Annotated in this window: 26 protein-coding genes; 18 read left to right on the plus strand and 8 right to left on the minus strand. The window is 72.7% G+C overall.

The annotated features are described in order from the left end of the window. Positions 1-181: 181 nt before the first annotated feature. From Plo01_RS04755 to Plo01_RS04765, 3 genes are all read right to left on the minus strand, one after another. Positions 182-763 carry an Rv3235 family protein gene (locus Plo01_RS04755; protein WP_239315884.1) on the minus strand — a complete coding sequence of 194 codons (582 nt, stop codon included), beginning with the start codon at positions 761-763 and terminating at the stop codon, positions 182-184. Positions 764-996: 233 nt separating this feature from the next. After that, the gene (locus tag Plo01_RS04760) at positions 997-2,334 is read right to left on the minus strand and encodes a PTS transporter subunit EIIC (protein ID WP_203889235.1); all 1,338 of its coding nucleotides are present in this window, start codon (positions 2,332-2,334) and stop codon (positions 997-999) included. Between the two features lie 35 nt (positions 2,335-2,369). Continuing rightward, complete coding sequence (locus tag Plo01_RS04765; protein ID WP_068921462.1) at positions 2,370-3,110, minus strand: GntR family transcriptional regulator; 741 nt, start codon at positions 3,108-3,110, stop codon at positions 2,370-2,372. A 161-nt stretch (positions 3,111-3,271) separates the two neighbouring features. Between Plo01_RS04765 and Plo01_RS04770 the strand changes: the two genes are divergently transcribed. The 9 genes from Plo01_RS04770 to Plo01_RS04810 all read left to right on the plus strand — a co-directional run bounded on the left by Plo01_RS04770 (position 3,272) and on the right by Plo01_RS04810 (position 11,330). Further along, positions 3,272-4,306 (plus strand): SIS domain-containing protein, encoded by a 1,035-nt coding sequence (locus Plo01_RS04770; protein ID WP_203889236.1) that lies wholly within the window; start codon positions 3,272-3,274, stop codon positions 4,304-4,306. A gap of 128 nt (positions 4,307-4,434) precedes the next feature. Continuing rightward, entirely contained in the window at positions 4,435-4,671 is a 237-nt protein-coding gene (locus tag Plo01_RS04775; protein ID WP_203889237.1) for a PTS sugar transporter subunit IIB, read from the plus strand. Positions 4,672-4,714: 43 nt separating this feature from the next. Continuing rightward, a complete protein-coding gene (locus tag Plo01_RS04780; protein ID WP_203889238.1) occupies positions 4,715-5,161 on the plus strand; it encodes a PTS sugar transporter subunit IIA in 447 nt (148 codons plus the stop codon). 254 nt (positions 5,162-5,415) lie between these two features. Then, positions 5,416-5,673: an HPr family phosphocarrier protein gene (locus Plo01_RS04785; protein ID WP_203889239.1), complete on the plus strand. Its 258-nt coding sequence runs from the start codon at positions 5,416-5,418 to the stop codon at positions 5,671-5,673. After that, complete coding sequence (gene ptsP / locus Plo01_RS04790; RefSeq protein ID WP_203889240.1) at positions 5,670-7,352, plus strand: phosphoenolpyruvate--protein phosphotransferase; 1,683 nt, start codon at positions 5,670-5,672, stop codon at positions 7,350-7,352. Before Plo01_RS04785 ends, ptsP begins: the two co-directional genes overlap by 4 nt. A gap of 163 nt (positions 7,353-7,515) precedes the next feature. Then, positions 7,516-8,808, plus strand: coding sequence for a glycoside hydrolase family 3 protein (locus Plo01_RS04795; protein ID WP_239315885.1), 1,293 nt, complete (start codon positions 7,516-7,518; stop codon positions 8,806-8,808). 101 nt (positions 8,809-8,909) lie between these two features. Next, positions 8,910-10,148 carry a sensor histidine kinase gene (locus Plo01_RS04800; RefSeq protein ID WP_203889241.1) on the plus strand — a complete coding sequence of 413 codons (1,239 nt, stop codon included), beginning with the start codon at positions 8,910-8,912 and terminating at the stop codon, positions 10,146-10,148. After that, the gene (locus Plo01_RS04805) at positions 10,139-10,783 is read left to right on the plus strand and encodes a response regulator transcription factor (RefSeq protein ID WP_203889242.1); all 645 of its coding nucleotides are present in this window, start codon (positions 10,139-10,141) and stop codon (positions 10,781-10,783) included. The genes Plo01_RS04800 and Plo01_RS04805 overlap by 10 nt, the downstream gene beginning before the upstream one ends. A gap of 88 nt (positions 10,784-10,871) precedes the next feature. Further along, positions 10,872-11,330, plus strand: a complete 459-nt coding sequence (locus tag Plo01_RS04810) for a hypothetical protein (RefSeq protein ID WP_203889243.1) — start codon at positions 10,872-10,874, stop codon at positions 11,328-11,330. Positions 11,331-11,356: 26 nt separating this feature from the next. Here Plo01_RS04810 and Plo01_RS04815 read toward each other — a convergent pair whose 3' ends face one another. Then, on the minus strand, positions 11,357-12,601 hold the full coding sequence (locus Plo01_RS04815; protein ID WP_203889244.1) for a WD40 repeat domain-containing protein: 1,245 nt from the start codon (positions 12,599-12,601) through the stop codon (positions 11,357-11,359). Between the two features lie 50 nt (positions 12,602-12,651). Continuing rightward, positions 12,652-13,854 carry an acyl-CoA dehydrogenase family protein gene (locus Plo01_RS04820; protein WP_203889245.1) on the minus strand — a complete coding sequence of 401 codons (1,203 nt, stop codon included), beginning with the start codon at positions 13,852-13,854 and terminating at the stop codon, positions 12,652-12,654. Between the two features lie 82 nt (positions 13,855-13,936). Between Plo01_RS04820 and Plo01_RS04825 the strand changes: the two genes are divergently transcribed. From Plo01_RS04825 to Plo01_RS04840, 4 genes are all read left to right on the plus strand, one after another. After that, positions 13,937-14,581, plus strand: coding sequence for an HAD family hydrolase (locus Plo01_RS04825; RefSeq protein ID WP_203889246.1), 645 nt, complete (start codon positions 13,937-13,939; stop codon positions 14,579-14,581). A gap of 214 nt (positions 14,582-14,795) precedes the next feature. Continuing rightward, positions 14,796-15,302: a DUF6912 family protein gene (locus Plo01_RS04830; protein ID WP_203889247.1), complete on the plus strand. Its 507-nt coding sequence runs from the start codon at positions 14,796-14,798 to the stop codon at positions 15,300-15,302. Between the two features lie 65 nt (positions 15,303-15,367). Next, positions 15,368-16,003, plus strand: coding sequence for an HAD family hydrolase (locus Plo01_RS04835; protein WP_203889248.1), 636 nt, complete (start codon positions 15,368-15,370; stop codon positions 16,001-16,003). An 82-nt stretch (positions 16,004-16,085) separates the two neighbouring features. Continuing rightward, positions 16,086-16,802 (plus strand): HAD family hydrolase, encoded by a 717-nt coding sequence (locus Plo01_RS04840; RefSeq protein ID WP_203889287.1) that lies wholly within the window; start codon positions 16,086-16,088, stop codon positions 16,800-16,802. 119 nt (positions 16,803-16,921) lie between these two features. Here the strand turns inward: Plo01_RS04840 and Plo01_RS04845 are convergent, their stop codons facing one another. Further along, a complete protein-coding gene (locus Plo01_RS04845; RefSeq protein WP_203889249.1) occupies positions 16,922-17,803 on the minus strand; it encodes an NAD(P)H-binding protein in 882 nt (293 codons plus the stop codon). A 113-nt stretch (positions 17,804-17,916) separates the two neighbouring features. On the opposite strand from Plo01_RS04845, the gene Plo01_RS04850 reads away from it, so the two are divergent. Beyond that, a complete protein-coding gene (locus Plo01_RS04850) occupies positions 17,917-18,876 on the plus strand; it encodes an AraC family transcriptional regulator (RefSeq protein WP_203889250.1) in 960 nt (319 codons plus the stop codon). Positions 18,877-18,978: 102 nt separating this feature from the next. Here the strand turns inward: Plo01_RS04850 and Plo01_RS04855 are convergent, their stop codons facing one another. Continuing rightward, complete coding sequence (locus Plo01_RS04855; RefSeq protein ID WP_203889251.1) at positions 18,979-20,622, minus strand: penicillin-binding transpeptidase domain-containing protein; 1,644 nt, start codon at positions 20,620-20,622, stop codon at positions 18,979-18,981. Between the two features lie 107 nt (positions 20,623-20,729). On the opposite strand from Plo01_RS04855, the gene Plo01_RS04860 reads away from it, so the two are divergent. The 4 genes from Plo01_RS04860 (at position 20,730) to Plo01_RS04875 (ending at position 26,395) form a co-directional block, all read left to right on the plus strand. Then, on the plus strand, positions 20,730-21,725 hold the full coding sequence (locus tag Plo01_RS04860) for a LysR family transcriptional regulator (RefSeq protein ID WP_203889252.1): 996 nt from the start codon (positions 20,730-20,732) through the stop codon (positions 21,723-21,725). A 14-nt stretch (positions 21,726-21,739) separates the two neighbouring features. Then, the gene (locus Plo01_RS04865; RefSeq protein ID WP_239315886.1) at positions 21,740-22,612 is read left to right on the plus strand and encodes a serine hydrolase; all 873 of its coding nucleotides are present in this window, start codon (positions 21,740-21,742) and stop codon (positions 22,610-22,612) included. A gap of 223 nt (positions 22,613-22,835) precedes the next feature. Beyond that, positions 22,836-24,866, plus strand: coding sequence for an acetoacetate--CoA ligase (locus Plo01_RS04870; protein ID WP_203889254.1), 2,031 nt, complete (start codon positions 22,836-22,838; stop codon positions 24,864-24,866). Positions 24,867-24,931: 65 nt separating this feature from the next. Beyond that, positions 24,932-26,395: an AAA family ATPase gene (locus Plo01_RS04875; protein WP_203889255.1), complete on the plus strand. Its 1,464-nt coding sequence runs from the start codon at positions 24,932-24,934 to the stop codon at positions 26,393-26,395. A gap of 45 nt (positions 26,396-26,440) precedes the next feature. Here Plo01_RS04875 and Plo01_RS04880 read toward each other — a convergent pair whose 3' ends face one another. Continuing rightward, complete coding sequence (locus tag Plo01_RS04880; RefSeq protein WP_203889256.1) at positions 26,441-26,794, minus strand: winged helix-turn-helix transcriptional regulator; 354 nt, start codon at positions 26,792-26,794, stop codon at positions 26,441-26,443. Between the last annotated feature and the right edge of the window lie 15 nt (positions 26,795-26,809).

The following is a 26,809-nucleotide window of genomic DNA, read 5'->3' on the forward strand; positions in this document are numbered from 1 at the left end:
CGGCCCGGCGTCGGAGGCCCGCACCCTCGGGGTGCGGGCCTCCTCGCGTTTCACCGGGTCCGTGGGTCTCCCGGGTCTGTGGGTCCTTCCGGGGCCGCGCGTTTCTCCGGGTCCGCGGGTCTCACCGAGCCGGTGCGTCCACCGGGCCTCCGCGGGGCTCAGCGGGCCGTACGGCGTGCGGTCAGGGCGTCGTCTCGAAGTCGGTGCACAACCACTGCACTCCCGTCCGCTCCAGCCGTAACGCCAGCCCGCGATACCGCTCGCCGCAGCGCACGAGCACGCACATCTCCACCACCCCGTCCCGGGGCTGGGAGAGGTGGAGCCTGCCGGCCATCGGGGGACGGGGGCAGTCGAAGACCTTTCCCGCCCGGAGCAGCTCGGCCTGGACCTGCCCGGTCGTCTGGCGGGAGACGGTGGACGGCGACCGCCTCCCGGACAGGATCTCGGCGAACGCCTGCCCCAGGGCACGCAGCCGCCGCGCGTCCGGAGCGGCTCCGGGCGGCCCCCAGATCAGCGGTCGCCGGACCCGGGGGCCGGCGGAGTCGCGCGGGCCGGGCTCGTAGGGTGCGGGGTCGAAAGGCACGGGCTCGTAGGGTGCGGGCTCGTAGGCTGCGGGGTCGTAGGCGAGGGCGAGCGTCCCCTGCACGTACGGGGTGTCCCGGGGAGGGGGCTCGTCGTCGGGCGGCTCGGCCGGGGGAAGGGACACGATCCGGGGGAGCGTCACCGGCCGGGGAGGGTGCGACATGGTGGTTCCGATTCTCACGGGGTCCTGACACATCTAGGAGTTTCCGGCCCTCCGCGCAGATACGTGCCGCGCCAACTTTTCGGGAGACGACGCGATTTCGCTCCGGTAAAGGGGTGAAAGTCCTCCCGAGCTGGAGTGGCGCCCAAGTCGGAAGAGCCCGGTTACGGAGCCGCTCATGGCTCTTTACGGGCAGCCGGAACCGCCGGCCCGGGGCTGCGTCCGTCCCCGTTCCCGTCCGCCGGCCGGGCGTCTCAGGCGGGCTTGGCGGGGGCGGCGGCCTCGCCGGAGTCCACGTCCGGTTCGGGCTCGCGGCCCGGGGTCATGATGTTCAGCCGTCTGATCATGAAGCTGAACACGGCGTAGTAGATCGCCGCGTAGACCAGGCCCATGGCGATGATGATCGGGATCCCGCGGGCGTTGGCGGCGGTGCCGTACAGGCCCAGGTCGATCAGGCCGGAGGAGAAGCTGAAGGCGAGCTTGGCGCCCAGGGCCGAGGCGAGCGCCATGGAGATCCCGGTCAGGACGATGTGCACCACGAACAGCACCGGGGCGACGAAGATGAAGGCGAACTCGATCGGCTCGGTGATGCCGGTGAGGAACGCGGTGAAGGCGGCCGAGATCATGATGGAGCCGACGGCGGTACGGCGGTGCGCGGGGGCCGCCCGCCAGATGGCGAGCGCCGCGGCCGGCAGGCCGAACATCAGGACCGGGTAGAACCCGGCCTCGAAGCCGCCGTAGCCCTGCACGCCGTTGTTGAAGCAGATCAGGTCGCCGGCGAGCTGCTTGCCGGTGCTCGTCACGCACTCGGGGACCTGGGTCCACACGACGTTGTTGACGATGTGGTGCAGGCCGAGCGGAATCAGGGCGCGGTTGACCATGCCGTAGATCCCGGCGCCCAGCGTGCTGTTCTCGGCGAGCCAGACGCCGAAGGCGCGGACCCAGCCGCCCAGGACCGGCCAGACGAACCCGAGGAACACCCCGATCACGAGCCCGGCGAAGGCGGTGATGATCGGCACCAGCCGGCGGCCGCTGAAGAAGGCCAGCCAGGTCGGGAGCTTGGTGCGGTAGAACCGCTGCCAGAGCAGCGCGGAGACGACGCCCATGACGATCCCGCCGAGGACCCGGGTCGGGTTCTGCGCGCCGAGGTTGAGCACCACGGTGGGGACGCCGGGGTTGGCCGGGTCGAAGACCTGCGTGGTGATCGACCCCTTCAGTGTCTCGTCGAACAGCCTGAAGAACATGTTCATGCTGACCGCGTGGAAGACGAGGTAGCCGACCAGCGCGGCCAGCGCGGTGGAGCCGTCGGCCTTGCGGGCGAAGCCGATCGCCACGCCGATCGCGAACAGGATCGGCAGGTTGTCGAAGAGCGAGCCGCCCGCGGTGGCGAGCACGTGGGCGACGTCGTCGAGGAAGGCGTTGTCCGTACGGCCCAGCAGGTCGTCCTGGCCGAGCCGGAGCAGCAGCCCGGCTGCGGGCAGGACGGCGATCGGGAGCATGAGGGAGCGGCCCAGTCGTTGCAGCACGCTCATCACGGCGGAGCCGGACGGGGACGGGGCGGGGAGACCCGCGTCCGCTGAGGCTGAACTCATCGGACATTCCTCCAGGAAGTGAGTGCGGGAGGAGGTCAGGTACGGCGCGCAGGTGTCTCCAGGATCGTACGCAGCTGGTAGCGGTCGGCGCGGTAGGTCGAGATGCCGAGTTCGGCGCAGACGCCGCCGGCGAACGAGCGCTGCTGGAGCAGGAGCACGGCCCCGCCGCGCGGCAGCTTCAGCAGGTCGGCGTCGTCGGGGTCGGCGATCCCGGCGTCGATGGTGAGCTCGCCCGCGTCGAGCATCAGGCCGTAGTGGGCCTCCAGGAGCTCGTAGAGGGAGCCGCCCGTCAGGTCGTGGTCGCCGAGGTCGGGCGCGAGGGCGACGGGGATGTGCGATCGCTCGATGCACATGGGCTCGCCGGCCGCGGTGCGCAGCCGCTCGATGAAGTGCACCTCGTCGCCCGGCTGGATGCCGAGCTCGCGGGCGAGGTGGGCGCTGGCCCGGATCACCCGGCGGTCCAGGTCGCGGGAGCCGGGCTCCATGCCCCGGGAGCGCATCTCGTCGCTGAAGGAGGTCAGCCGGAGCGCCATCTCTATCTTGGGGCGGGCCACGAAGGTGCCCTTGCCCGGGACGCGCTGCAGCCTTCCCTCGGAGACGAGGTGGTCGACCGCCTGCCGTACCGTCATCCGTGACAGCCCGAAGCGCTGGCAGAGCTCCCGTTCGGACGGGATCGCGGTGCCTACTGCCAGCTCATGGCTCTCGATGAGGTCGAGCAGGATCTCCCGGAGCTGAAAGTACTTCGGCACGGGGCTGTCCGGATCGATCTGGGCCAACGGGGTCCTCCCCTCTCGATTCCACTATGTCCGATGGGTTATGGTTTGGACTGGTCTAGTCCGGACTAGACCACAGGCCGGAAAAGGGTGTCAACGTGCGGACCGGCGGCGGATCGATAACGGCCCGATCTCGTCTGTCCCGATTGAAGGATGAGCGAGATATGACGACCAAGATGCGCAGCGAGATCGCCGAGCAGCCCGCCGCGCTGCAGGCCACGCTGGACGCCCTCCTCCCCCGGGTCGGGGAGGTGGAGCGCCTGGCGGGGCAGACACGTCAGCTGCTGTTCATCGCGCGTGGCACCTCCGACAACGCCGCAGTCTACGGCCGTTACCTCGTCGAGGCACACACGGGACGGCTGTCCACCCTCGCCGCGCCGTCGATCGCGACCACCTACCGCCGCAAGCTGGACCTGGACGGCGTGCTGGCCGTCGGCCTGTCCCAGTCCGGCCGGACGGAGGAGATCGTCGAGACCCTGGCCTGGGCCGGGGAGTGCGGCGCGAAGACCGTCGCGATCACCAACGGCGGCGAGGGGAGCCCGCTGGCCCAGGCCGCGGATCTCGCCCTGTGCACGCTCGCGGGCGAGGAGAAGGCCGTCCCGGCCACCAAGACCTACACCACGCAGCTCGCCGCGCTGGCCGTGCTCGCCCTCGGCCTGGGCGCCGACGTGGACCCCGCCGACCTGCGGCGCGTCCCCGAGGCCGTGGACAAGCTGATCGGCGACCCGGGCGACCTGGACGCGGTCGTCGAGGGCCTGGCCGACAAGCCGGGCGTCGTGGTCTCCGGCCGCGGCCTGGCCTTCTCCACCGCGCTGGAGACCGCGCTCAAGCTCAAGGAGGCCTGTTACCTGCACGCCATGGGCCTGTCCTACGCCGACCTGCTGCACGGTCCGATCGCCGTGGTCGACGAGGACACTCCGGCCATCCTGGTCGCGGCGGGCGAGGGCCCGACCCTGGCCGGGACGGTGGCGCTGGCCGAGCGCGTCGTCGGCGCCGGCGCCGCGGCCTTCACCGTCGGCGGCGGCACCGCGCTCGCGGCGGCCGGCACGGCCGCGCTGAACGGCCCCGACCTGCCCGAGTGGGTCGCCCCGCTCGGCCTGGTCGTCCCCGGGCAGCTGCTGACCGAGGCCCTCGCCCGCAGGCTGGGGATCGACCCCGACGCGCCGCGCGGCCTCAACAAGGTCACCCAGACGGACTGAGTGGACGGGGTTCGTTCAGCCTGGTCAGAAGCTTTCCGAGGGTCTCCGCTCCCGTGCGTGACGGGAGGGCGGAGCCCATGACAGGCTCGTGACCCTGAACGTGGGACCGATGACGTCAGGAGGACGACATGGCGGCAGACGCTGACGCGATCATCGCGGGTCTCGGGGGTGCGGAGAACATCATCGAGATCGAACCGTGCATCACCCGGCTCCGGACCGAGGTGCGCGACGCCTCCAAGGTCGACCAGGCGGCGCTCAAGGCGGCCGGTGTCCACGGCGTCATGGCCGCGGGGAACGTCGTCCAGGTGGTCGTGGGCCCCGAGGCCGACACGCTCGCCAGCGACATCGAGGACATCATCGGCTGAGGCCGGCGGTCCCCGCCCGGGCGGGGACCGCCGAGGGGGTGTGATGACAACAGTTCTGGCTCCGGTCGCGGGGGCGGCCGTGAGCCTGGAGTCGGTGCCCGATCCGGTGTTCTCCGGGGGGATGGTCGGCCCCGGGGCGGCGATCGACCCGGCCAGGGAGCCCGGCCGGGCGATCTCGCCGATCGCGGGGAAGATCGTCAAACTGCATCCGCACGCCTTCGTCGTCGTGGGGGACGACGGCCGGGGGGTCCTCGTCCATCTGGGCATCGACACCGTGCAACTGCGGGGCGAGGGGTTCGAGCTGCTGGCGGCCGAGGGTGACCGGGTGCGTGCGGGACAGCCCGTGGTGGCCTGGAACCCGGCCGAGATCGAGGCGGGCGGACGGTGCCCGGTCTGCCCGGTGGTGGCGCTGGACGCGCCGGAGGGCGCCGTGACGGGGATGGCGGAGGGCGCGGTGAGCGCGGGCGACGAGCTGTTCCAGTGGAGATGACCCGTCCCGGCGGGCACCGTCCGCGGGAACGAGGGGGCCGGTGATCTCGATGACCGGGGCGGAGGCAGACTGGTCTGGGGCCGTGATCGCCGGAGTCGAGACCGGGGCAGCGGGTATGAGGTGCCTGGGCACCGTGGCCGCCCGCTCCGGAGGGGATCCGGTGGCGGCGGTCCCGGCGGAACCGGCCGGTCCCGCCGACGATCCGACGCGCCGGGCGGTCTAGACCGCCCGGCCGATCCTGCTAGGAGGAGTCCGTGGCCGAGCGCCAAGTCACCGTCAAGGCCGAGGTCGGCCTGCACGCCCGCCCCGCGGCGACTTTCGTGCAGACCGCGGCCAAGGCGGCCCTGGACGTCACCGTCGCCAAGGCCGGCGGCCGTCCGGTGAACGCCAAGAGCATCCTGGGGGTCCTGTCGCTCGACGTCCGTCAGGGCGACACGGTGGTGATCAGCGCGGACGGGGAGGGCGCCGAGGAACTCCTCGACAGGCTTGCGGAAATCGCCTCGGCCCCATGAACCGCCTCACCGGGGTGGGCGTGAGTCCGGGCGTCGGTTTCGGGACCGGTTACGTCCTCGTCCACGAGATCCCGGTGCCCGCGGCGGACGCCCGGCACGGCGGCGACGCCGAACTGGAGCGCATCAGAGCCGTGAACGCCCTGGAGCAGGTCGCCGGAGACCTGGAGGGACGGGGGGTCCGGGCGGGCGGTGAAGGGCAGCAGGTCCTGGACGCCCAGGCGATGATGGCCCGCGACCCCGGTCTGGCGGCGGGGGTGGCCGAGCTGGTCGCCGAGGGCCGGAGCGCGTCCCGGGCGGTCTACGAGGCCTTCGGGCGCTACCGGGAGATGCTGGCCGGCGCCGGGGGATACCTGGGCGCCCGCGTCGCCGATCTCGACGACGTCAGGGATCGGACGATCGCGGCCCTGGAGGGCCTGTCCCTGCCGGGCGTGCCGGTCCAGGCGGCGGAGCCGTACGTGCTCGTGGCCCGCGACCTGGCCCCGGCCGACACCGCGCTGCTCTCGCCCGGCGTGGTGGCCGCGTTCGTCACCGAGGAGGGCGGCCCGACCAGCCACACCGCGATCATCGCCCGCGCGCTGGGCGTGCCGGCCGTGGTGGCCTGCCCGGGCGCCACCGCCATCCCCGCGGGCACGCCGGTGCTCGTCGACGGCACGTCGGGCCTGGTACGGCTCTCGCCGTCCGGCGAGGAGGTGGACGCCGTCCGCAGGGCCGCCGCTGCCCGCGCGGCCGTGCTCGCGGCCAGCACCGGCGTCGGGACGACCGCCGACGGCCACGCCGTGCCGCTGCTGGCCAACATCGGCGGGCCGGGCGACGTGGACGCCGCGCTGGAGTACGGCGCGGAGGGCGTCGGGCTCTACCGCACCGAGTTCCTCTTCCTGGGCAGGAAGGAGGCGCCGTCCGCGGAGGAGCAGGAGGCGGCCTATCTGGAGGTGCTGAAGGCGTTCCCCGGCGGGCAGGTCGTGGTGCGGACGCTGGACGCCGGCGCGGACAAGCCGCTGGCCTTCCTGCCCCCGGCGGGCGAGGAGCCGAACCCGGCGCTGGGAGAGCGCGGGTCACGACTTTTCCGGATTCATCCGGAGTTGATGGCCGAGCAGCTGACCGCCCTGGCGCGCGCCGCCTCCCAGGTCTCCGCGCGGATCCAGGTGATGGCCCCGATGGTGGCCACCGCCGAGGAGGCGGCCCGCTTCGCGACCGCGTGCCGGGAGGCCGGGCTGCCGTCCGCGGGCGTCATGGTCGAGATTCCGTCCGCCGCCCTGCGCGCCTCCGACCTGGCCGCGGAGGTCGCCTTCTTCTCGATCGGCACCAACGACCTGGCCCAGTACGCCTTCGCCGCCGACCGCCAGCTGGGCGCGCTGGCCGCGCTCCAGGACGCCTGGCAGCCGGCGCTGCTCGACCTGGTCGCCATGGCCGCGGCCGGGGCCGCCCGGTACGGCAGGCCGTGCGGAGTCTGCGGGGAGGCGGCCGGAGACCCGGTCCTCGCCTGCGTCCTGGTCGGCCTGGGCGTCACCTCGTTGTCGATGGCCCCGCCGTCGCTGCCCGCCGTACGGGCCGCGCTCGCCCGCCACACGCAGCAGCAGTGCCTGCTCGCCGCCCAGGCCGCGCGGGCGGCCGTCTCGCCGGACCGGGCCCGCGCCGCGGCCCGGTCGCACCTGCCGGGCCTGGTCGAGCTGGCACTGTGAAACACCGGCGCCGTGGGACCGGCCCGCACCGGCCGGGCCCGGCCCTGTGAGGCCCGCCCGTGGGCGGCCGGGCCTCGCGACACGCCGGGAAGCGGAGCGCGCGGTCGTCCGCGCGGATAGCGTGGTCCGCATGGTTCGGTGCGTGCGTGCGGCTGCTCTTGTGATGATCGCGACGATGGCGGCCGGGTGCGCCGGCTCGGGGGCCGCGGAGCCCGCGGCCGGCCGCGCGGGCACGGCGCCCGCCGCCTCCCGGCCCGCGGAGAGCGCCACGGCCACCCCCGCCCGCGCCACGGACGCCTCCGCGTCGTCCCGGGTGGACGCGGTGCTGGCGAAGATGAGCGTCGAGGAGAAGGTCGGCCAGCTCTTCATGCCGGTCCTGTACGGCCCGGCGGCCGACACGGTCTCGGGGGAGAACCAGGCGCGCTTCGGCGTGGGCACCCCCGCCAAGATGATCGCGAAGTACCGCCCCGGCGGCGTGATCCTGTTCCCCTGGGCCCAGAACGTCAAGAACGTCCGCCAGGTCGTCGCCCTGACCAACGGCCTGCAGGCGGCCTCCCCGCGGATCCCGCTGCTCGTCGGCGCCGACCAGGAGAACGGGCTGGTCTCCCGGCTCGCGCCGCTGGTCACCAAGTTCCCCGGCGCGTCGGTGATCGGCTCCACCGGCGACCCGTCGCTGGCGCGCAGGGCCGCCGAGGCGACGGGCGCCGAGCTGCGGGCGCTCGGCGTCAACCTCGACTTCGCCCCCGTCGCCGATGTGAACATCAACCCGCGCAACCCGGTGATCGGCCCGCGCGCCTACGGCTCCGATCCGAAGAAGGTCGCGCCGATGGTCGCCGCGGCGGTCCGCGGCTTCCACGACGCCGGGATCGCGGCCACCGCCAAGCACTTCCCCGGCCACGGAGACACCGGCGTGGACAGCCACACCGGCCTGCCGGTGATCAGGCACTCCCGCGCCCAGTGGGACCGGCTGGACGCCCCGCCCTTCGCCGCCGCCATCCGCGAGGACGTGGACATGATCATGAGCGCGCACGTTGTCATGCCCAAGCTCGACCCGTCCGGTGACCCGGCCACCCTCTCCAAGCCCATCCTGACCGGCCTGCTCCGCCAGCGGCTCGGCTTCGAGGGGGTCGTCTCCACCGACGCGCTGGACATGGCGGGGGTGCGCAAGAAGTACGGCGACGGCGAGGTGGCCGTCCGGGCGATCCTGGCCGGGGCGGACCTGCTGCTGATGCCGCCGGACTACCGCAAGGCGCACGCGGCGGTGCTGGCCGCGGTGGAGTCCGGCCGGATCCCCGCCGAGCGGCTCGACGAGTCCGTGCGCCGGCTGCTGACGCTGAAGGCCGGGCGGGGCATCCTGGAGCGGGCCCCGGCCGCCGACCCCGCCGAGGCGGAGCGGACTCTGCGCTCGGCCGAGCACCGCGAGCTCGCCTCGCTGATCAGCCGCAAGGCCCGCTGACCCCTGGCGCGCGGGCCTCCGGGCATGGTGGGGACAACCCCACCTTTTTCCGTGATGCTGCACCCATGTTCCCGGGGGACCGTGATCTCTACGGTGGTCCTATGACCGACTCCGAGCTGACCACCCCGTGGGACCGGATCCGGGTCCACTGGTCGGCACAGGCATGGTTGCGCACCTTCCACGTGGTGACCGGCGTGCCGATCGCGCTGCTGGCCGGGGCGGTGACCCTGGCCCTGATCGTGCTCTCGACGATGTTCGTCTGGACCGTGCTGGTCCCGGTCGTGGGGGTCCCCCTGCTCATGTGGGTCATACCGGCCTTCACCCGGCTGCAGCGGGCCCGGTTCGCCGCCTTCCTGCAGGTCGAGATCCCCCCGCCGCCGAGCCGCCCCGCCGTCCGGAACCCGCTGCGGCGGCTGCTGGGCGCGGTGCGGGCGCGGAGCACCTGGCGGCAGCTCGCCTACCACCTGCTCGCCCCGCTGATCAGCGGGCTCGGGTTCGCCGTGGTGGCCGGGGTCTGGGCCGGAGGCCTGGCGGCGGGCACCGCCGCCGTCCGGATCTCGGAGTGGTCGGAGGGCTGGCTCATCACCGTGCTCGCCGTCCTCGCGGTGGTCCTGCTCACGGTCGGGCCGTGGGCGGCGCGCCTGATGGCCGCCCTGGACCTGATGGCGGCCGAGGCGCTTCTCGCCCCCAGCCGGAACGAGGAGCTGGCCCAGCGGGTGGAGACCCTCCAGGAGAGCCGCGCCGACGTGATCGACGCCGCGGACGCCGAGCGCCGCCGGATCGAGCGCGACCTGCACGACGGCACGCAGCAGCGGCTGGTGTCGCTGGCGATGAAGCTCGGCATGGCCCGCGCCGCCCTCGCCGACGCGCCGGAGCCCGCCCGCAAGACGATCGAGCAGGCGCACGAGGAGGCCAAGCAGGCCCTGCGGGAGCTGCGCGACTTCGTGCGGGGACTGCACCCGGCGGTGCTCAACGACCAGGGCCTGGATGCGGCGCTGTCCGGTCTCGCCGCGCAGGCCCCGTTCCCGGTGCGGCTCCGCGTGGACACGCCCGCACGGGCGTCCGCCGCGGTCGAGGCCGTGGCGTTCTTCGTGGTCTCCGAGGCGCTGACCAACATCGCCAAGCACGCCGGGGCGTCCGCGGCCGAGGTCACGGTCGAGGGCCACGACGGCCTGCTCCGCCTGGCCGTGCACGACGACGGCCGGGGCGGCGCGGATCCCGGGCTGGGCAGCGGCCTGCGCGGCCTGGCCCAGCGGGTCGGCTCGGTGGACGGGAGACTGGACATCGACAGCCCGGCGGGCGGTCCGACGACGATCAAGGTGGAGTTGCCGTGCGCGTAGTGCTCGCCGAGGATTCCGTCCTCCTGCGGGAAGGGCTGGTCTGGATGCTCGGCTCCGGGGGCATGGAGGTCGTCGCGGCGGTGGCCGACGCCGAGGGGCTGCTGCGCGCCGTGGAGGAGCACGAGCCCGACCTCGTGGTCACCGACGTGCGGATGCCGCCCTCGCACACCGACGAGGGCCTGCGCGCGGCGCTCGTGCTGCGCCGCAGCCATCGGGGGCTGCCGATCGTCGTGCTCTCCCAGTACGTCGAGGAGCGCTACGCCACCCGGTTGCTGTCCACCGAGACCAGCGGCATCGGCTACCTGCTGAAGGACCGGGTGGCCGACGTCGCGGAGTTCCTCGACGCCCTGCGCCGGGTCGCCGGCGGGGGCACCGCCCTGGACCCCGAGGTCGTCGCCCAGCTGCTGATCCGCAGATACAGCGACCCGCTCGACCTGCTGACCCCGCGCGAGCACGAGGTGCTGGCGCTGATCGCGGAGGGCCGGTCCAACACCGGCATCGCCACGGCGCTGACGGTCTCGGAGGGCGCGGTCGGCAAGCACATCAACAACATCTTCACCAAGCTCGGCCTGACCGGCGCCGACGACAAGGACCACCGCCGGGTGCTGGCCGTACTGCGCTTCCTGAAGATCTGACCGGGCTTCCGGAAGATCCGGCGGCGCTTCCCGGAAGTCTGACGGTCCGAGAGTTTCCCGACGATGCCGGGAGGAGGGATGTGTCCCGATGCGAAGAGGTGTGCGAACCGCCTGGATCGCGGTGGGCGCGGTGCTCACCGCGATCACCGTCGTGCTGCCGCCGCTGGCGGTGTGGCACGACCTGAGGCGGCCAGGAAGCTTCCGCGACGCGGCGCTCACCTTCTCCAACGGCTCCGAGACCTCCCGGCGGGTCTACCGGCTCCCCTATCCGACGCTCGTCGTGCGGCTCCCCCGGGATGCGAGGGTGCGGGTCGTGACCGGTCCGCAGGGATGGCTCTCCGTGGAGCGGAAGGTCACCTGGTCAGGGAGGCGGCCCGACGTCTTCGAGGCGTGGGACGGCATGACGCTGGTCGACGAGGTGTCCTGCTCCGCGTTCGGCTTCTCGCCCGGGGACGACTGCGAGGCGGAGTACGTCCTGGGCGTGCCCGCCGGCACCGGGATCGAGGGGATCCCGTCCGAGCCCCCGCCCGGCCCGAGCCCGCGGTGAACCCCGCCCCCCTCACCCGCCGGGTGTCAGGTCCATACCCGTACCGTGTTGTCGGCGCCGCCGGAGACGACGAAGAGTTCGCCGTTCAGCTGTCCGACAGCGACGGTGGTGACGTCGTCGGTGTGGCCGGTGAGCGGCCGGCCGATTTGCTTGCCGGTGGCCGGGTCCCAGAGCCGTACCGTCTTGTCGCGGGACCCGGAGACGATGATCGGACTGCCGTTCAGCCGTCCGACAGCGACGGTGGTGACGTCGTCGGTGTGGCCGGTGAGCGGCCGGCCGATCTGCTTGCCGGTGGCCGGGTCGAAGAGCCGTACCGCGTCGACGTCGTCGATGGACGCGGAGACGAGGACCGCCCTGCCGTTCAGTTCTCCGAGCGCGACCGTGTCGGCCCATTTTCTGAGACCGGCGATCGGCAGGAGGTCCTCGAACGGTCTGGTCTGCGGGTCCGAGGGCGGCGGGTACCGGAACCGCACCATGCGGACGATGTCACCGGAGGCGATGACCGGCCTGCCGACCGGCTGGCCGGTCACGACGCTGCCGTCGGTGTGGCCGGTGAGCGGCTGGGCGGCCTGGCTGTCCCGGCGTGGGGACCACCCCGGTATCAAATCGTGGACGGGGCGGACGGCGATGATCGGCGGGACGGCCTGTCTGCCCGTGGCCGGGTCCCAGAGCCGTATCGCGTTGTCGTCGATGGAGGCGGAGGCGATGACCGTTCTGCCGTTCAGTTCTCCGAACGTGACCGCGTCGGCCCAGCTTCCAGGGTCGGTGAGCGGCCGGCCGATCTGCCTGCCCGTCTCCGGATCCCAGAGCCGTATCGTGCGGTCACGGGATCCGGAGGCGATGACGGGTCTGCCGTCCAGCTGTCCGGCTGCGACGGCCGTGACCTCATGGGTGTGGCCGGTGAGCGGCCGCCCGATCTGCTTGCCGGTGGCCGGGTCCCAGAGCCGTACCGTCTTGTCGAAGAACCCGGATCCGGAGGCGATGACGGGTCTGCCGTCCAGCTGTCCGGCTGCGACGGCCGTGACGTCGTCGGTGTGTCCGGTGAGCGGCCGGCCGATCTGCCTGCCCGTCTCCGGATCCCAGAGCCGCACCGTATCGTCGCCGGCCCCGGAGACGATGACCGGTTCGCCGCCCAGCCGGACCACCGCCACCTCGCTGACCCATCCCCGGTGACCGGTCAGCGAGATGTACGGCGGGTCCGGCCAGGACGCGATGACGGTGGGGACGACGGCAGCCATGGCGAGGAAGACCGGCACCGCGATGCGGCTCACCCGCGGAGGAAGCGCTTTCAGATCCATCTGGAGACCGGCGCCCCATCGTGTCAGGACAGGTACGGCTTGAGCTCCCGGCGGGCGACGGTGCGGATGTGCACCTCGTCGGGACCGTCGAAGATGCGCATCGCGCGGGCCTGGGCGTACATCATCGCCAGCGGGACGTCGTCGCTGACCCCCATCCCGCCGTGGACCTGGATGGCCCGGTCGATGACCTGGCAGGCCATGCGGGGGGCGACGACCTTGATGGCGGAGATCTCGGAGGCGGCGGCCTGCGCGCCCACGGTGTCGATCATCCAGGCCGCCTTCAGGGTGAGCAGCCGGGCCTGCTCGATGGCCAGCCGGGACTCGGCGATCTGCTGCTGGACGACGCCCTGCTGGGCGAGGGTCTGGCCGAAGGCCACGCGGCTCACCGCGCGGGCGCACATCAGCTCCAGCGCGCGCTCGGCCATGCCGACGGCCCGCATGCAGTGGTGGATGCGGCCGGGGCCGAGGCGGGCCTGAGCGATCTTGAACCCGTCCCCCTCCTCGCCGATCAGGTTCTCGGCGGGCACGCGGACGTCGGTGAAGACGATCTCTGAGTGGCCGTGCTGCTCCTGGTAGCCGAAGAGCGGCAGGTGACGGACGATCTCGACGCCGGGGGCGTCCATCGGGACCAGGACCATCGACTGCTGGCGGTGGGGCGGGCCGTCCGGGTCGGTCTTGCCCATCACGATCATGATCTGGCAGCGCGGGTCGGCCGCGCCGGTGATGAACCACTTCCGGCCGTTGATCACGTATTCGGAGCCGTCGAGCCTGATGGAGGTGGTGATGTTGGTGGCGTCGCTGGAGGCCACCGCGGGCTCGGTCATCGCGAACGCCGAGCGGATCTCGCCGTCGAGCAGGGGGCGCAGCCAGCGCTCCCGCTGCCCGGACGTGCCGAACATGTGCAGGACCTCCATGTTCCCGGTGTCGGGGGCGGCGCAGTTCAGCGCCTCGGGAGCGAGGTCGGGAGAGCGGCCGGTGACCTCGGCCAGGGTCGCGTAGTCGAGGACGGACAGGCCCGACTCGGCGGGCAGGAACAGGTTCCACAATCCGCGGGAGCGGGCTTCGGCCTTGAGCCCCTCGACCACCGGGGGCAGCCGGTGGTCGTCGTGCCCCTGGGCGGCCCGCCACTCGTGGTAGACCGGTTCCGCCGGATAGACGTGGGAGGTCATGAAGTCGGTCAGGTTGGCGAGGTACTCCTCCGCCTTCGAGCTGAGCGCGAAATCCATACCGGTCAGTTTGGCATCACCCTTTTTCCGGCTCTCCACCGGCTGCGCCTACTCTGTAACCGGTTTCATAAGAGGAGGCGGAATGCTCAAGGGTGTGCTGATCGACTGGGGCGGCGTTCTCACCACCGGCCTGCACGAGGCGATCGAGGCCTGGATCACCGAGGAGCGCATCGACGCGGCCCTCTACCGCGATGTCATGCGCGATCTGGTCATGCGCGCCTACGACGACGCCGGGGGCGGGGAGAACGTCATCCACGCGCTGGAGCGGGGCGAGATCTCCGCCCTGGACTTCGAGCGGGACCTGGCCGCGCGGCTGCTCACGCTGGACGGCGTGCCGCCGGTCGCCGAGGGATTGCTGGCCAGGATGTTCGCCGGGTTCCAGCCGGTCCAGCCGATGTACGACATGTTGAGCGCCGCCCGCGCCGCCGGGTTCAAGACCTGCCTGCTCTCCAACTCGTGGGCCAACGAGTACCCCCGTGACTCCTGGGACGGGATCTTCGACGAGATCGTCATCTCCGGCGAGGTCGGCATGCGCAAGCCCGAGCCCCGGATCTTCGAGCACGCCCTCGGGCTGGTCGGGCTCTCCGGGGCCGAGTGCGTGTTCATCGACGACATCGAGGCCAACGTCACCGCCGCCCGCGCGCTGGGCATCGTCGGCCTGCACCACCGGGACCCCGAGGCCACCATCGCCGAGATGGAATCCCTGTTCGGGGTCTCGCTGCGCTGAGGGACGTCCGGCCGCCCGCGGCGCGGTGAGGCGCCGCGGAATGCGTCCGAGACCGCCGCGGAATGCGTCCGAGGGCGCCGCGGGAGGTGTCCGGGGGCACGCCGCCGCGGCGCCGTACCTCGCGGCGAGGGCGCCGGGACTGGCAGACTCGTCGTCTGACGCTCGGCGCCGGTCCGGCGCCGTCCCTTTTCGAAAGACACAGATCGAGGCATTGATGCGCGTCTACCTGCCGTGCACCCTCCCGGCGCTGGCCCGCGTGGTCGCCGCCAGGGAGTTCGGCCCGGCCCCGCTGACCGGTTACGCGGTGACCCCCGCGCTGACCGAGTGGTACGCCTCGGGGGACACCGAGGAACTGGAGTACGTCGCCCTGACGGAGGCGGCCAGGGCGTCGCTGCGCATGCTGGCCGCCGACCGCGCCGACGGGGTGAAGGTGGCCGCGCGGCGGGTGGTGGTCGCCGCCGACGTGCCGGACGAGGACGTGACCGCGGGGGTCGACCTGCGGGAGCGGGCCCGGGTGCGGCTGGCGCGGGCCGTCCCGATGGAGAAGCTCGCCGCGGTGCACGTGGACGATCCGTCGGCGGTCGAGGACGTCGAGGCCGCCGTCGCCGCGCTGCCCGCGGCCGACGACGGCGACGGCGACGCCCGCTTCACCGTGGACGGCGCCGAGGCCCACGAGCTCATGTGGTACGCCACCCAGGAGATCCCCGACCTGATCGGCTGAGGGGCCGCCCACCTGCGTTTATCCACATGCCTCAGATCGGGTGGGCTGGATACGATGAGTGCGATATGAGACACATCGTTTGGGACTGGAACGGCACGCTCTTCCACGACATCGACGCCGTGGTGGCGGCGACGAACGCGGTCTTCGAGCCGTACGGCAAGGGCGACTACGACGCCGACGGCTTCCGGGAGGTCTACACCCGGCCGATCTGGACGGCCTACGAGCGCATGCTCGGCCGTCCGCTCGAGGACGGCGAGTGGGAGCGGATGGACCACGCCTTCCACGAGCACTACCACCGGCTGATGCTCGAATGCGGCCTCACGGCCGACGCGCTCTCCACGCTGCGGAGCTGGGAGCGGGAGGGCGGCACCCAGTCGCTGCTGTCGATGTGGCGGCACGAGATGCTGGTCGCCAAGATCGCCGAGTACGGCATCGACCGGCACTTCACCCGCGTCGACGGGCTGCTGGACACCTTCTCGGGCGGGCACAAGGCCGAGTCCATGGTCAGGCACCTCACGGCGCTGGGAGTGGCCCCGGAGAACGTGCTCGTGATCGGCGACAGTGTGGACGACGCCCACGCGGCCCAGCACGTCGGGGCCCGGGCGGTGCTCTACACCGGCGGCATGACCAGCCGCAGGGACCTGGAGGCGTGCGGGGTCCCGGTCGTGGACACCCTCGCGAACGCCATCGACTACGCATAACCGGACGATTTCGGCATCTGTGGCGGTCAGGGTGCGGCGGTGGCCGTACCCTGGCATCCCGACCCAGTCTCCGGAGGCCACGATCAACCGCCTCGTTCTCTGGAACGTCGACCTCACCCTCGTCGACGTGGCCATCGTCACCCGTGACGCGTACGCCGACGCCTTCCGCCGGGTCACCGGGCGGCCCCTGATGAAGTTGACGCAGCACAACGGGCGTCCGGACTCGGAGATCATCTTCGAGATGCTGGCGATCAACGGGATCGTCGCCGAGGACGAGCACCTCCCGAAGTTCCTCGACGCCCTGGCCGACGCCTTCACCGCCCGCCGCGGGCGCCTGACCGCCGAGGGGCGGGCGATGCCCGGCGCGAAGGACGCCCTGAAGGCCGTCTCCAAGCTCCGCGGCACCGTCCAGTCGGTGCTCACCGGCACGATCAAGAGCAACGCCGTGCACAAGCTGACCGCCTTCGGCCTCCACAAGCACATGGACTTCGAGGTGGGCGGCTACGGCGAGGAGGTCTACCCCAAGGCCACCCTGCTCCAGGTGGCGCAGAGCCGGGCGGGGCGCAAGCACGGCGCGGTCTTCGACCGCGGCAACACCGTGCTGATCGGCGACTCCGTCCGGGACGTCCAGGCCGCCAGGATCGCCGGGGCCGCGATGATCGCCGTCGCCACCGGCCGCTCCCTGCCGGCCGAGCTCCACGAGGCGGGCGCCGACGTGGTCCTGCCCGGACTGGCCAACCCCTCGGAGGTCGTCGCGGCCGTGGCCCGGCTCGCCTCACCGGCCCGCCAGGCCGGCTGAGCGCCCGCCCCGGAGTCCCGCGTGACGGCGCGGGCTCAGCCCGGCGGGCCGACGAGCCCGGCGCCGTCGTTCCAGAGCGCCCGCGCCAGTCCGTTCGCCGGCGGCCGCGGGGCCGGATGTCAGGCGCCGGGATGCGCAGGGGCGGCCGTCACGAGCCGGCGCAGCGTCTCGCCCATCCCGGTCGCGCACGTGAGCCGCCTGTCGCCGACGGGCCGCAGGAGACCGCGATGCTCGGCGTCGTGCAGGCCGGCGAGCTCCTCGGCGAGCCGCGGCGGAACGCCGGCGTCCACCATGGCGCCGACCCATCCCGGCCGCGGGATGCTCACCACCTCGAGCGGCCTGCCGAGGACGGCCGCCAGCTCCCCGGCCACCTGCCGCTCGGTGTACCGGTGACCGTCCAGATCGATGACCTCGCCGGCCGGGGGAGGCGTCAGAAGGGCCTCGGCGACCACCCCGCCGATGTCGCGTGTCGCGATCATCGGGATCGGTGTGTCGGCCGAGTCACCGAAGACCGGGTAGACGCCGGCCCCGAGAGCGGCGCCGAGCAGCGTTTCGACCTTCTCCTGGAAGTGCGCCGAGCGGATCGCGGTCAGGAGCACGCCCGTCTCGCGCAGCCGGTTCTCCAGATGGTGGAGCCATCGGATGGGGCCGGTGCCCTCGGGCAGCTCTGCCCCGATCGAGGACAGCATCACCACGTACGGGACGCCGCTGTCCAGGACCGCCCCGGCGATCGAGTCCGCCAGCCGGCGGTGGCCGGCGTCGGGGTCGGCCAGCGCCGGATCGGTCGGCAGCAGGACGAACGCCGCGCGGCAGCCGCGGAACGCCTCCGCCAGCGCCGCCCTGTCGCCGAGATCGGCGACGACGACCTCCGCCCCGGCCTCGGTCCAGGCTCCGCCCCTGGCGGCGTCGCGGACCACGGCCCGCACCGGTTCCCCCTCGGCCAGAAGCTTCCGGGCCGCCGCGCCGCCGACGTGGCCCGTCACTCCCGTGATCGCGTACATCGGATGCCTCCTGTGGGTCGTCGTCGTGTGTCATGACCCAGTGAACGGCCCTGCGGAGAGACGATCCATATTCCAGAAGCTTGTTTCCATTTCTGTCCGTCTATGCTGGGGTGGTGGACCCGCTGGCCGACCTTCTCGACGGCGTCCGCGCCCGCAGCGCGGCGTTCTGCCGGGTGATCCTCGAACCGCCGTGGGCGCTGCGGATCGCCGACCGGGCGGCGCTCGCCCTGGCCACCACGCTGCGCGGGCACGCCTGGATCGTGCCCGACGAGGGTGAGCCGGTGCTGATGCGCACCGGGGACGTGGCCATCATCAAGGGGCCGGAGCCGTACACGATCAGCGACGCCCCGGCCACCGCGCCGCAGTTCGTCGTCCACGAGGGCAATCGTCTGACCACCGTGGGCGACGCCGACATCACCGACGACTCGCGGCTCGGGCCGCGCACGAGCGGGCCCGTCCCCGACGGGGCGGCGATCGTGGCCAGCGGGACCTACCAGGTCAGCGGAGACGTGAGCGAGCGGCTCCTGAACGCCCTGCCGGAGATCGTGCTCGTGCCGAGGCCGAGCGCGCAGACCCCGGTCATGGAACTGCTGGCCCAGGAGGTCAGCGGCGAAGGCCCCGGCCAGCAGGTCGTCCTCGACCGGCTCCTGGACCTGGCGCTGATCGCGACCCTGCGCTCCTGGTTCGCCCGTCCCGAGGCCCAGGCGCCCGGCTGGTACCGGGCGCAGAGCGATCCGCTGATCGGACCGGCGTTGCGGCTGATCCACGACGACCCGGCCCGCCCGTGGACGGTGGCCCTGCTGGCCGTGAAGGTGGGCGCCTCGCGCGCGGCGTTCGCACGCCGGTTCGCCTCCCTCGTGGGAGAGCCGCCCATGGCGTACCTCACCGGCTGGCGGATGGCGCTCGCGGCCGATCTCCTGCGTTCGTCCGAGGCCACGGTCGACTCGGTCGCCCGGCACGTCGGCTACGCCAACGCGTTCGCCTTGAGCGTGGCCTTCAAACGGGTCCGCGGTGTGTCACCGAGCCGCCATCGCGCGGGCGGTCGGACCGGTCCGGCCGGCGGCCCCACCTGACCGGTCCGCCCGTCGGGCCGGTCAGCGGCCCGTCCGCCCGTCGGGGCGGTCAGCGATCCGTCTCCCGGTCAGGCCGGCTGGCGGCCCGTCCACCCGTCCGCCTCACCCGCCCGTCAGGTCCGCCAGGCCCGTCAGGAACCGGGCCGCGATCGGCGCCGCGGTCTCGGAGCCCGAGCCGCCGTCCTCGACGACCACCGCGAAGGCCAGATCTCCCCGGTAGCCGATGAACCAGGCGTGCGAGGGCGGCTCCTCGCCGGAGCCGTACTCCGCGGTGCCGGTCTTGCCCGCCGTACCGGAGGGGAAGGAGACCGTGCTCGCCGTGCCCTCCACGACCACGGCGGGCATCAGCGTGCGCAGGGCCCGCACCACTCCGGGCTCCAGCTTCCGCGGCCGGCCCGGCGGGAGAAGGGACGCGTCCACCAGGCGGGGCGGGCGCCAGGAGCCGTCGGCGATGGCCGCCGCCACGGTGGCCATGTTGAGCGGGCTGGTCAGCACGCGGCCCTGGCCGATCGAGGCGGCGGCGAGATCGGTGTCGTCCTTCGGGGCGGGGAACTTCGCCCGTACGGCCGGCACCCCGGGCTCCACCGGAGCCTCGAACCCGAAGGCCCCGGCGACCTCCCCCAGCCGCCGCCCGCCGAGCCGGTCCACGGACAGCCGCCCGAACGTGGTGTTGCACGAGTGCGCGAACGCCTCCCGCAGCGAGGGCGTGCCGTAGTCCTTGAAACCGGCGTTGTGGAACGGGAAGCCGCCGATGTTCTGCTCGGCGGGACAGGACACCCGCTCCCCGGCGGTCATGCCGTCGGCGACCAGGGCCGAGGCGGTGACCACCTTGAACGTCGACCCCGGCGGGTAGTGGCCGAGCAGCGCCCGGTTGAACCCGCCCGGCTTGTTGGCCGCCGCCAGGATCTCGCCGGTCGAGGGACGGAGCGCGACCAGGGAGGCGGGCTTGTCCACGTCCCGCAGGGCGTCGGCCGCGGCCCGGTGGACCCGGAGGTCGATGGTGGTCCGCAGCTCCTCGCCGGGCTTCGCCTCGGCGGTGGCGAGGGTGGCGAGCGTGGTGTTCCCCCTCACCAGCTCGATCCGTGCCGAGGAGGTGCCGGTGAGGCGGTCGCGGTAGGTCTTCTTCAGCTCCTCGACCAGCTGCTGCACCGAGCCGGGGGCCGAGGCGGCGTCGATCCGGGCGCCGTCGGCGGCCAGGACGGGCGCCTGGTCGGCCTCGACGGTCACGGCCTTGATGCGCCTGCCCTCGCGGAGGCCGGGATGGACGGCGGCCGGAGTCCAGCTCACCCGCCAGGTCCGCTCGTGCTCGACCAGGGTCAGCGATCCGTCGTAGGTCCAGTCCACGGGTCCCTCCAGCCGGGCGCGGAAGCGCACCGCGGTGCCGTCCCCGGTGTCGGCCGCGCTGCCGCCCGTTGCGTCTGCCGCAGGGCCGTCCTTCGGGCCGTCCTTCGGGTCGTCCTTCGGGTCGGCCTCCGGGCCGTTCCCGGTGCCGGCCGTCCCGGTGACCTCGAAACGGGCCCCCGAGAGCTTCAGGTCGCTCCGGAACCGCCGGTACCAGCGCTCGAAGTCGTCCGGAGGGCCGGCGGCGAGCGCCCGCATCGCCGGGTAGTCCTGCCGGGACCAGGCGGCCAGGAAGTCGCGGGCGGTCTCCTCGGGCGAGCCCTCGGTGCGCAGCGCCCAGGCGATCCCGCCGATCGTCGCGGCCGGAACCAGCACCGCCACGGCGGCCAGCGTCTTCAATCTCATGCGCGTCCCCCTTGTCTTCGCCAGTCGAGAAGACCAGAGGGATAGCTTTAGTGTCCAATACTGATATTGATCTCCTATTTATACAAAAAATGATATGATCCCTGCTCATGGACCTGGTGAAGCACCTGCGCTACTTCACCGTCGTCGCGGAGGAACTGCACTTCGGCAACGCGGCGGTCCGGCTCGGCATGGCGCAGCCACCCCTCAGCCAGGGCATCCGGCGGCTGGAGGAGGAGCTGGGCGTGCGGCTGTTCGACCGCTCCAGCCGTCAGGTCCGGCTGACCGAGGCGGGGCGGGCGGTCCTGGCCGAGGCGGGGGAGATCCTCGCCCGGGTCGACCGGCTGCGCGCCCTCGCCGGACGGGAGGAGGGCGAGGTCCTGCGGGTCGGGGTCCCGCCCGACCTGGGCTCGGCGGTGATCGCGGCGCTGATCGCCGGGTTCGAGGAGGCGTGCCGGGAGACGGCCGCCCCCGAGGCGGCGCATCACCCGGCGACGGGCCGTGCGAAGGCGGGCGCCGAGAGGGCCGGGGGCGGAGTGCGGCTCGTGCCCGCGGAGATGTGGAGCGCCGACCAGGCCGCCGCCCTGACCGCCGGCGCTCTGGACGTGGGCGTGCTCCGCCACCCGATCGCCGCCCCCGGCCTGGTCTTCGGGCCGACGCTCGTCCAGCACCCCGGCGTCGTGCTCGCCGAGTCGGATCCGCTCGCGCGGCTGTCCTCGGTCCACCTGGCCGACCTGGCCGGGCGGCGACTCGTGCTGTTCCCCGGGGAGCCGGGGCTGCACGAGGAGACGCTCGCGGAGTGCCGCCGCCACGGGTTCGTCCCGCAGGAGGTGCACCACGCGCAGACGCTCGGCCTGGTCATGGCCGGTACGGCCGTCGCCTTCGGCCCCCGGGTGGAACTGCCCGGCCTGTGCTGGAGGACGCTGGTGGGCGCCCCGCTGGCCTGGCGGATCTCGGCCGCGTGGCGCGGTGAGGCGGGGCCGGCGGCCGAGGCGTTCGGCGCGGTGGCCGTACGGGTGCTGAAGGAGAATGCGGGGATGACGGAAGACGGTGCGGCGCCGGTGCGGCGGGTGCGGTCCCGGCCCGCCTCGGGGTTCCTGGCATGACGGGCGGCGGGGGCGTGAGGGAGCCCGACGAGGAGTTCGGCGGGCTGTTCCGCGCGGCGGGCGTGATCGGCTTCCTGCACGCCGTGGACGTGGACACCGGCGCCGAGGTCGCCTACGGCGCGGACGAGCCCGTGGTCCTGGCGTCGGTGTTCAAGATCGCACTCCTGGTGGAGTTCTTCCGGCAGGCGGACCGGGGGGCGCTGGACCCGGCCGAGCGGGTCACCGTTATGGCGGACCGCCACACCCCGGGGCCCACCGGAGTGTCGGCGATGGCCGACGACGTGACGGTGTCCCTGCGCGACCTGGCCTACCTGATGATCGCGGTGAGCGACAACACCGCCGCCGACACCTTGATCGGCAGGGTCGGCCTGGCGGCGGTCAACACCATGCTCGACGGGTTCGGACTGGTCCGGACGAGAGTGGAGCACGACTGCGCGACGCTGTTCACGAGCGTCGTGGAGGACTCCGGCCAGGAGGACATGCCGACCGACCCGGCGGTGGTCTCCCGGCTGCGCGTGCTCGACCCGGCCCGCACCAACCGCGGCACGCCGCGCGAGACGGCCCGGCTGCTCGCCATGATCTGGCGGGACGAGGCGGCCTCGCCCGAGTCCTGCGCGTGGATGCGCCGCCTGCTCGGCCTGCAGGTCTGGCCGCACCGGCTGGCCTCGGGCTTCCCCTACGACGACGTCGCGGTCAGCGGCAAGACCGGCACGCTGCCCACACTCCGCAACGAGGCCGGTGTGGTGGAGTACCCCGACGGCGGGTGCTACGCCGTCGCCGTCTTCACCCGCTCGTACGGCACCGCCCAGAACCAGCCGCGCGCCGACGCGGTGATCGGCACCGCGGCCCGGGCCGCCGTGGAGCGCCTGCGCTCCCGGCCCGCGTGACCGGCGCGCGGTTCACGGGACGTTCCGAGGCCCGGCGCCCGCGTGACCGGCGCGCGGCTCGTGGGGCGGTCTGAGGCCCGGCTCGTGCGACGGTCTGAGGCCCGTCCGGGGGCGGGGTCCACGCGGCCCCCGGGGCGGCTACGTGGCCTGGTCACATATCGCCCGCCGCCGTATGTGGGCACCCGGGGATGACATCCCGGCGGGGCACGGCGAGGATGGGGCCATGGTTGAGGAAGGTACGCGGCTCTGGGAACCCACGCCGGAGATCGTGCGGGATGCCAAGGTCACCCGCTACATGGAGTGGCTCGGGCGGCCGGTTGACTATCAGGCTCTCTGGCAGTGGTCAGTAGACGCTCCGGCGGAGTTCTGGACGTCGGTCTGGGACTATTTCGAGGTCGCCGGAGCGCGTGGTGACGGGCCCGTCATATCTGGGACGATGCCGGGCGTCGAATGGTTCACCGGATCGACGGTGAACTACGCGGAGAACGCGTTGCGTCGCGCCGCGTCAGAACCCGGCCGGCTCGCGGTGATCTTCCGCGACGAGTCGGGGGCACGGCGCACGCTCACGCTCGGCGAGCTGGCCGGGGAGGTCGCCCGGGTCCGCGCCGGTCTGGCCCGGCTCGGAGTCGGCAGGGGCGACCGGGTCGCGGCCTACGCGCCGAACGTGCCCGAGACGCTGGTCGCCTTCCTCGCGACCGCCTCCCTGGGCGCGATCTGGTCCTCCTGCTCGCCGGACTTCGGCGCCCCCAGCGTGATCGACCGCTTCACCCAGATCGAGCCCAAGGTGCTCATCACGGTGGACGGCTACGACTACAACGGCAAGCACTTCGACCGGGCCGGGGTGGCCGACGACATCGCCGCCCGGCTCCCGTCCCTCGTCGCCCGGGTGCGCATGCCCGCCGGAGGCTCCACGGAGACGGCGGGCGCCGGGGATCCGACGGTCTCGACGAGTCCGGGAGGCACGGCGGGCACGGCCGGCGCGTCGGCGGCCGCCCCCGCGGGCCGGGCGCAGGACGCCCCGGAGGCCGGTCACTCCATCGTGAGCTGGGCGGAACTGCGCTCGGCCGAGGAACCCCTGGCCTTCGATCCGGTCCCGTTCGGCCACCCCCTGTGGATCGTCTACTCCTCCGGCACCACCGGCCTGCCCAAGCCGATCGTGCACGGCCACGGCGGCGTCGTCCTGGAGCACCTCAAGGCGCTCTCCTTCCACCAGGACCTCGGTCCCGACGACGTCTTCTTCTGGTACACCACGACCGGCTGGATGATGTGGAACTACCTCATCGGCGGCCTGCTGGTCGGCGCCGCCGTGGTGCTCTACGACGGGTCGGCGACCCACCCCGGGACCGACGCGCTGTGGCGGCTGGCCGCCGAGGAGGGCGTCACCTACTTCGGCGCGGGCGCGCCGTACATCATCGCCTCCATGAAGGCGGGCCTGAAGCCCGCCGGGCTGGAGAGGCTGCGCGGCCTGGGATCGACCGGCTCGCCGCTCCCGCCGGAGGGCTTCGCCTGGGTGCACGAGACGCTGCCGGAGATCCAGCTCGGCTCGTTCTCCGGCGGCACCGACGTGTGCACCGGCTTCGTCGGCGCGGTGCCGCTGCTCCCGGTGGACGCCGGGGTCATCCCGTGCCGCTGCCTGGGCGCGAAGGTGGAGTCGCTCGACCCCTCGGGCGAGCCCGTGACGGGCGAGGTGGGGGAGCTGGTGCTGACCCAGCCGATGCCGTCCATGCCGGTCATGTTCTGGAACGACCCCGACGGCTCGCGCTACCGGGAGAGCTACTTCGCCGACTACCCCGGCATCTGGCGGCACGGCGACTGGATCAAGATCCTCGCCGACGGCGGCTGCGTGATCTACGGCCGGTCCGACTCCACGCTGAACCGCGGCGGCGTGCGCATGGGCACCAGCGAGTTCTACCGGGTGGTGGAGCGCTTCGAAGAGATCGCCGACAGCCTGGTGATCGACACCGGCCAGCTCGGCCAGGAGGGGCGCCTGCTGCTCTACGTCACCATGGCCGAGGGGGCCGAGCTCACCGACGATCTGGTCATGCGCCTGCGTACGGCGCTGCGCGACGAGCTGTCCCCGCGGCACGTCCCCAACGAGATCACCGAGGTCCCCGGCATCCCGCGCACCCTGAGCGGCAAGAAGCTTGAGGTCCCGGTCCGCAAGATCCTCCTCGGGACGCCCCCGGATAAGGCCGCCAACCTCGACGCCATGGCCAACCCCGAGGTGCTCTCCCACTTCATGCCCGAATCCTGAGACCGGCCGCAGATCACTGAAGTACAGTCCTGTGAACTGTGCTTCAGTGATCTGCGGGGTTGCCCATGGTCGTGAAACCCGGCTACGTCTTCGGCCGTGATCGGGAGTGGGAGGCGCTGTCCTCCTTCGCCGGGGGGACGCGGGCCGAGATGGCGTTCGGGGTGGTCAGCGGGCGACCCAGGCAGGGCAAGACGTTCCTGCTCAGGGCGCTGGCCGAGGCGACGGGCGGCTTCTACTTCGGGGCGACCGAGGGGACGAAGATCGACCTGCTCCGGCTGTTCGGCGCGGCCCTGGCCCGGCACCTCGGTTCCCCGGTGGGTTACTCCTTCGTGGGGTGGCGGGACGCGATGGAGTTCTTCTTCTCGCTCCCGAAGGACCGGCCGCTCCCCCTGATCATCGACGAGTTCCCGTACCTGCTGAAGGCCGAACCGGCCCTGTCCTCGATCCTCAAGCAGGAGATCGGCATGCTCGGCCGGCCCTACTGGGGAAGCAGTCCCGCCCGGGTCCTGATCTGCGGGTCCGCGGTCTCCGTGATGGGGGAGATCCTGTCCGGTCAGGCCCCGCCCCGCGGGCGGACCTGGCTGGAACTCCTGGTCCAGCCGCTGGACTTCCGTGAGGCCGCGCGGTTCTGGGGGATCTCCGACCCCCGGCTGGCCGCGCTGGTGCACGCCGTGGTGGGCGGGACCCCCGCCTATCGGGACGAGTTGACGGCCGGTGGCCTCCCAGCCTCCCTGGAGGACTTCGACGGCTGGGTGGTCCGCACGGTCCTCAACCGCCACACCTCCCTCTTCCGCGAGGGGCGCTACCTCCTCGCAGAGGAGAGCGACATCCGGGACTGCGCGCTCTATCACTCGGTGCTGGCCGCGGTCGCCGGGGGGAGCAGAACCCGGGGCGAGATCGCGGGTCACATCGGTCACGAATTCTCCGACCTCGCCCATCCGATCAGCGTGCTGGAGGACTGCGGGCTTCTGGTCAAGGAGAAGGACGCCTTCGAGTCCGTCTCGCGGTACCGGATCACCGAACCCCTGATCTCCTTCTACCAGGCGGTCATGCGTCCCGAGTGGACCGATCTCGGCATGGGCCGTGCCCGGGAGGCGTGGGAACGGTCCCGGCAGCGTTTCCTGTCCATGATCATGGAATCGCACTTCCAGACCCTGTGCCGGGAGTTCGCGCTGCGCCACGCGAGCGAGGCGTTCACGGGGAGTGTGGGCGAGGTCGCGCCGGGCACGGTCGCGATCCCGTCCAGCCGCAAGCGGATCCAGGTGGACGTCGCCGTCCTCGGTCCCGCCTCCCCGAACGAGCCGCGTGCGGTCAGGTCGCTCGGGGAGGCGAAGTGGGACGAGGTCCTGGGGATCGGACATCTCCAGCGCCTGCGGCGCGCTCGCGACCTGCTCGCCGCGAAGGGATACGACACCTCCCGCACGGTCCTGGCCTGCTACAGCGGCGCCGGTTTCGATGAGCGCCTTCAGGCCGAGGCGCGGAAGGACTCCCGAGTCCTCCTGGTGGACCTGCCCACCCTGTACGGCTGACGCTGGGCCGGTCGAAGGCCCGGAGGGTTCCCGCCGGTGGCGTGGTCAGCCGCCGACGGCCGACTCGCGGGCGGCCATGACCTCGTTCACGTGCTCCTCGGCCCAGTCGGTGACGGCCCGGATGGGGGCCTGGAGCGACTGTCCGAGCGGGGTCAGCTCGTACTCCACGCGGGGCGGGACCTCGGCGAAGACGTGCCGGGTCAGCAGGCCGTCGGCGGCCATGGCGCGCAGGGTCTGGGTGAGGACCTTGGGGGTGACACCGCCGATCATGGTGCGCAGCTCGGTGAAGCGCCGGGGGCCGTCGCGCAGGCCCAGCACGACCAGCACCGACCACTTGTCGCCGATGCGGTCGAGGACCAGGCGGGTGGGGCACTCGGGGTTGAACGCGTCTCCGTCCATCACAGTTTCCAGAGG

The sequence above is a fragment of the Planobispora longispora genome (genome assembly GCF_016863135.1).
Taxonomy (GTDB): Bacteria; Actinomycetota; Actinomycetes; order Streptosporangiales; family Streptosporangiaceae; genus Planobispora; species Planobispora longispora.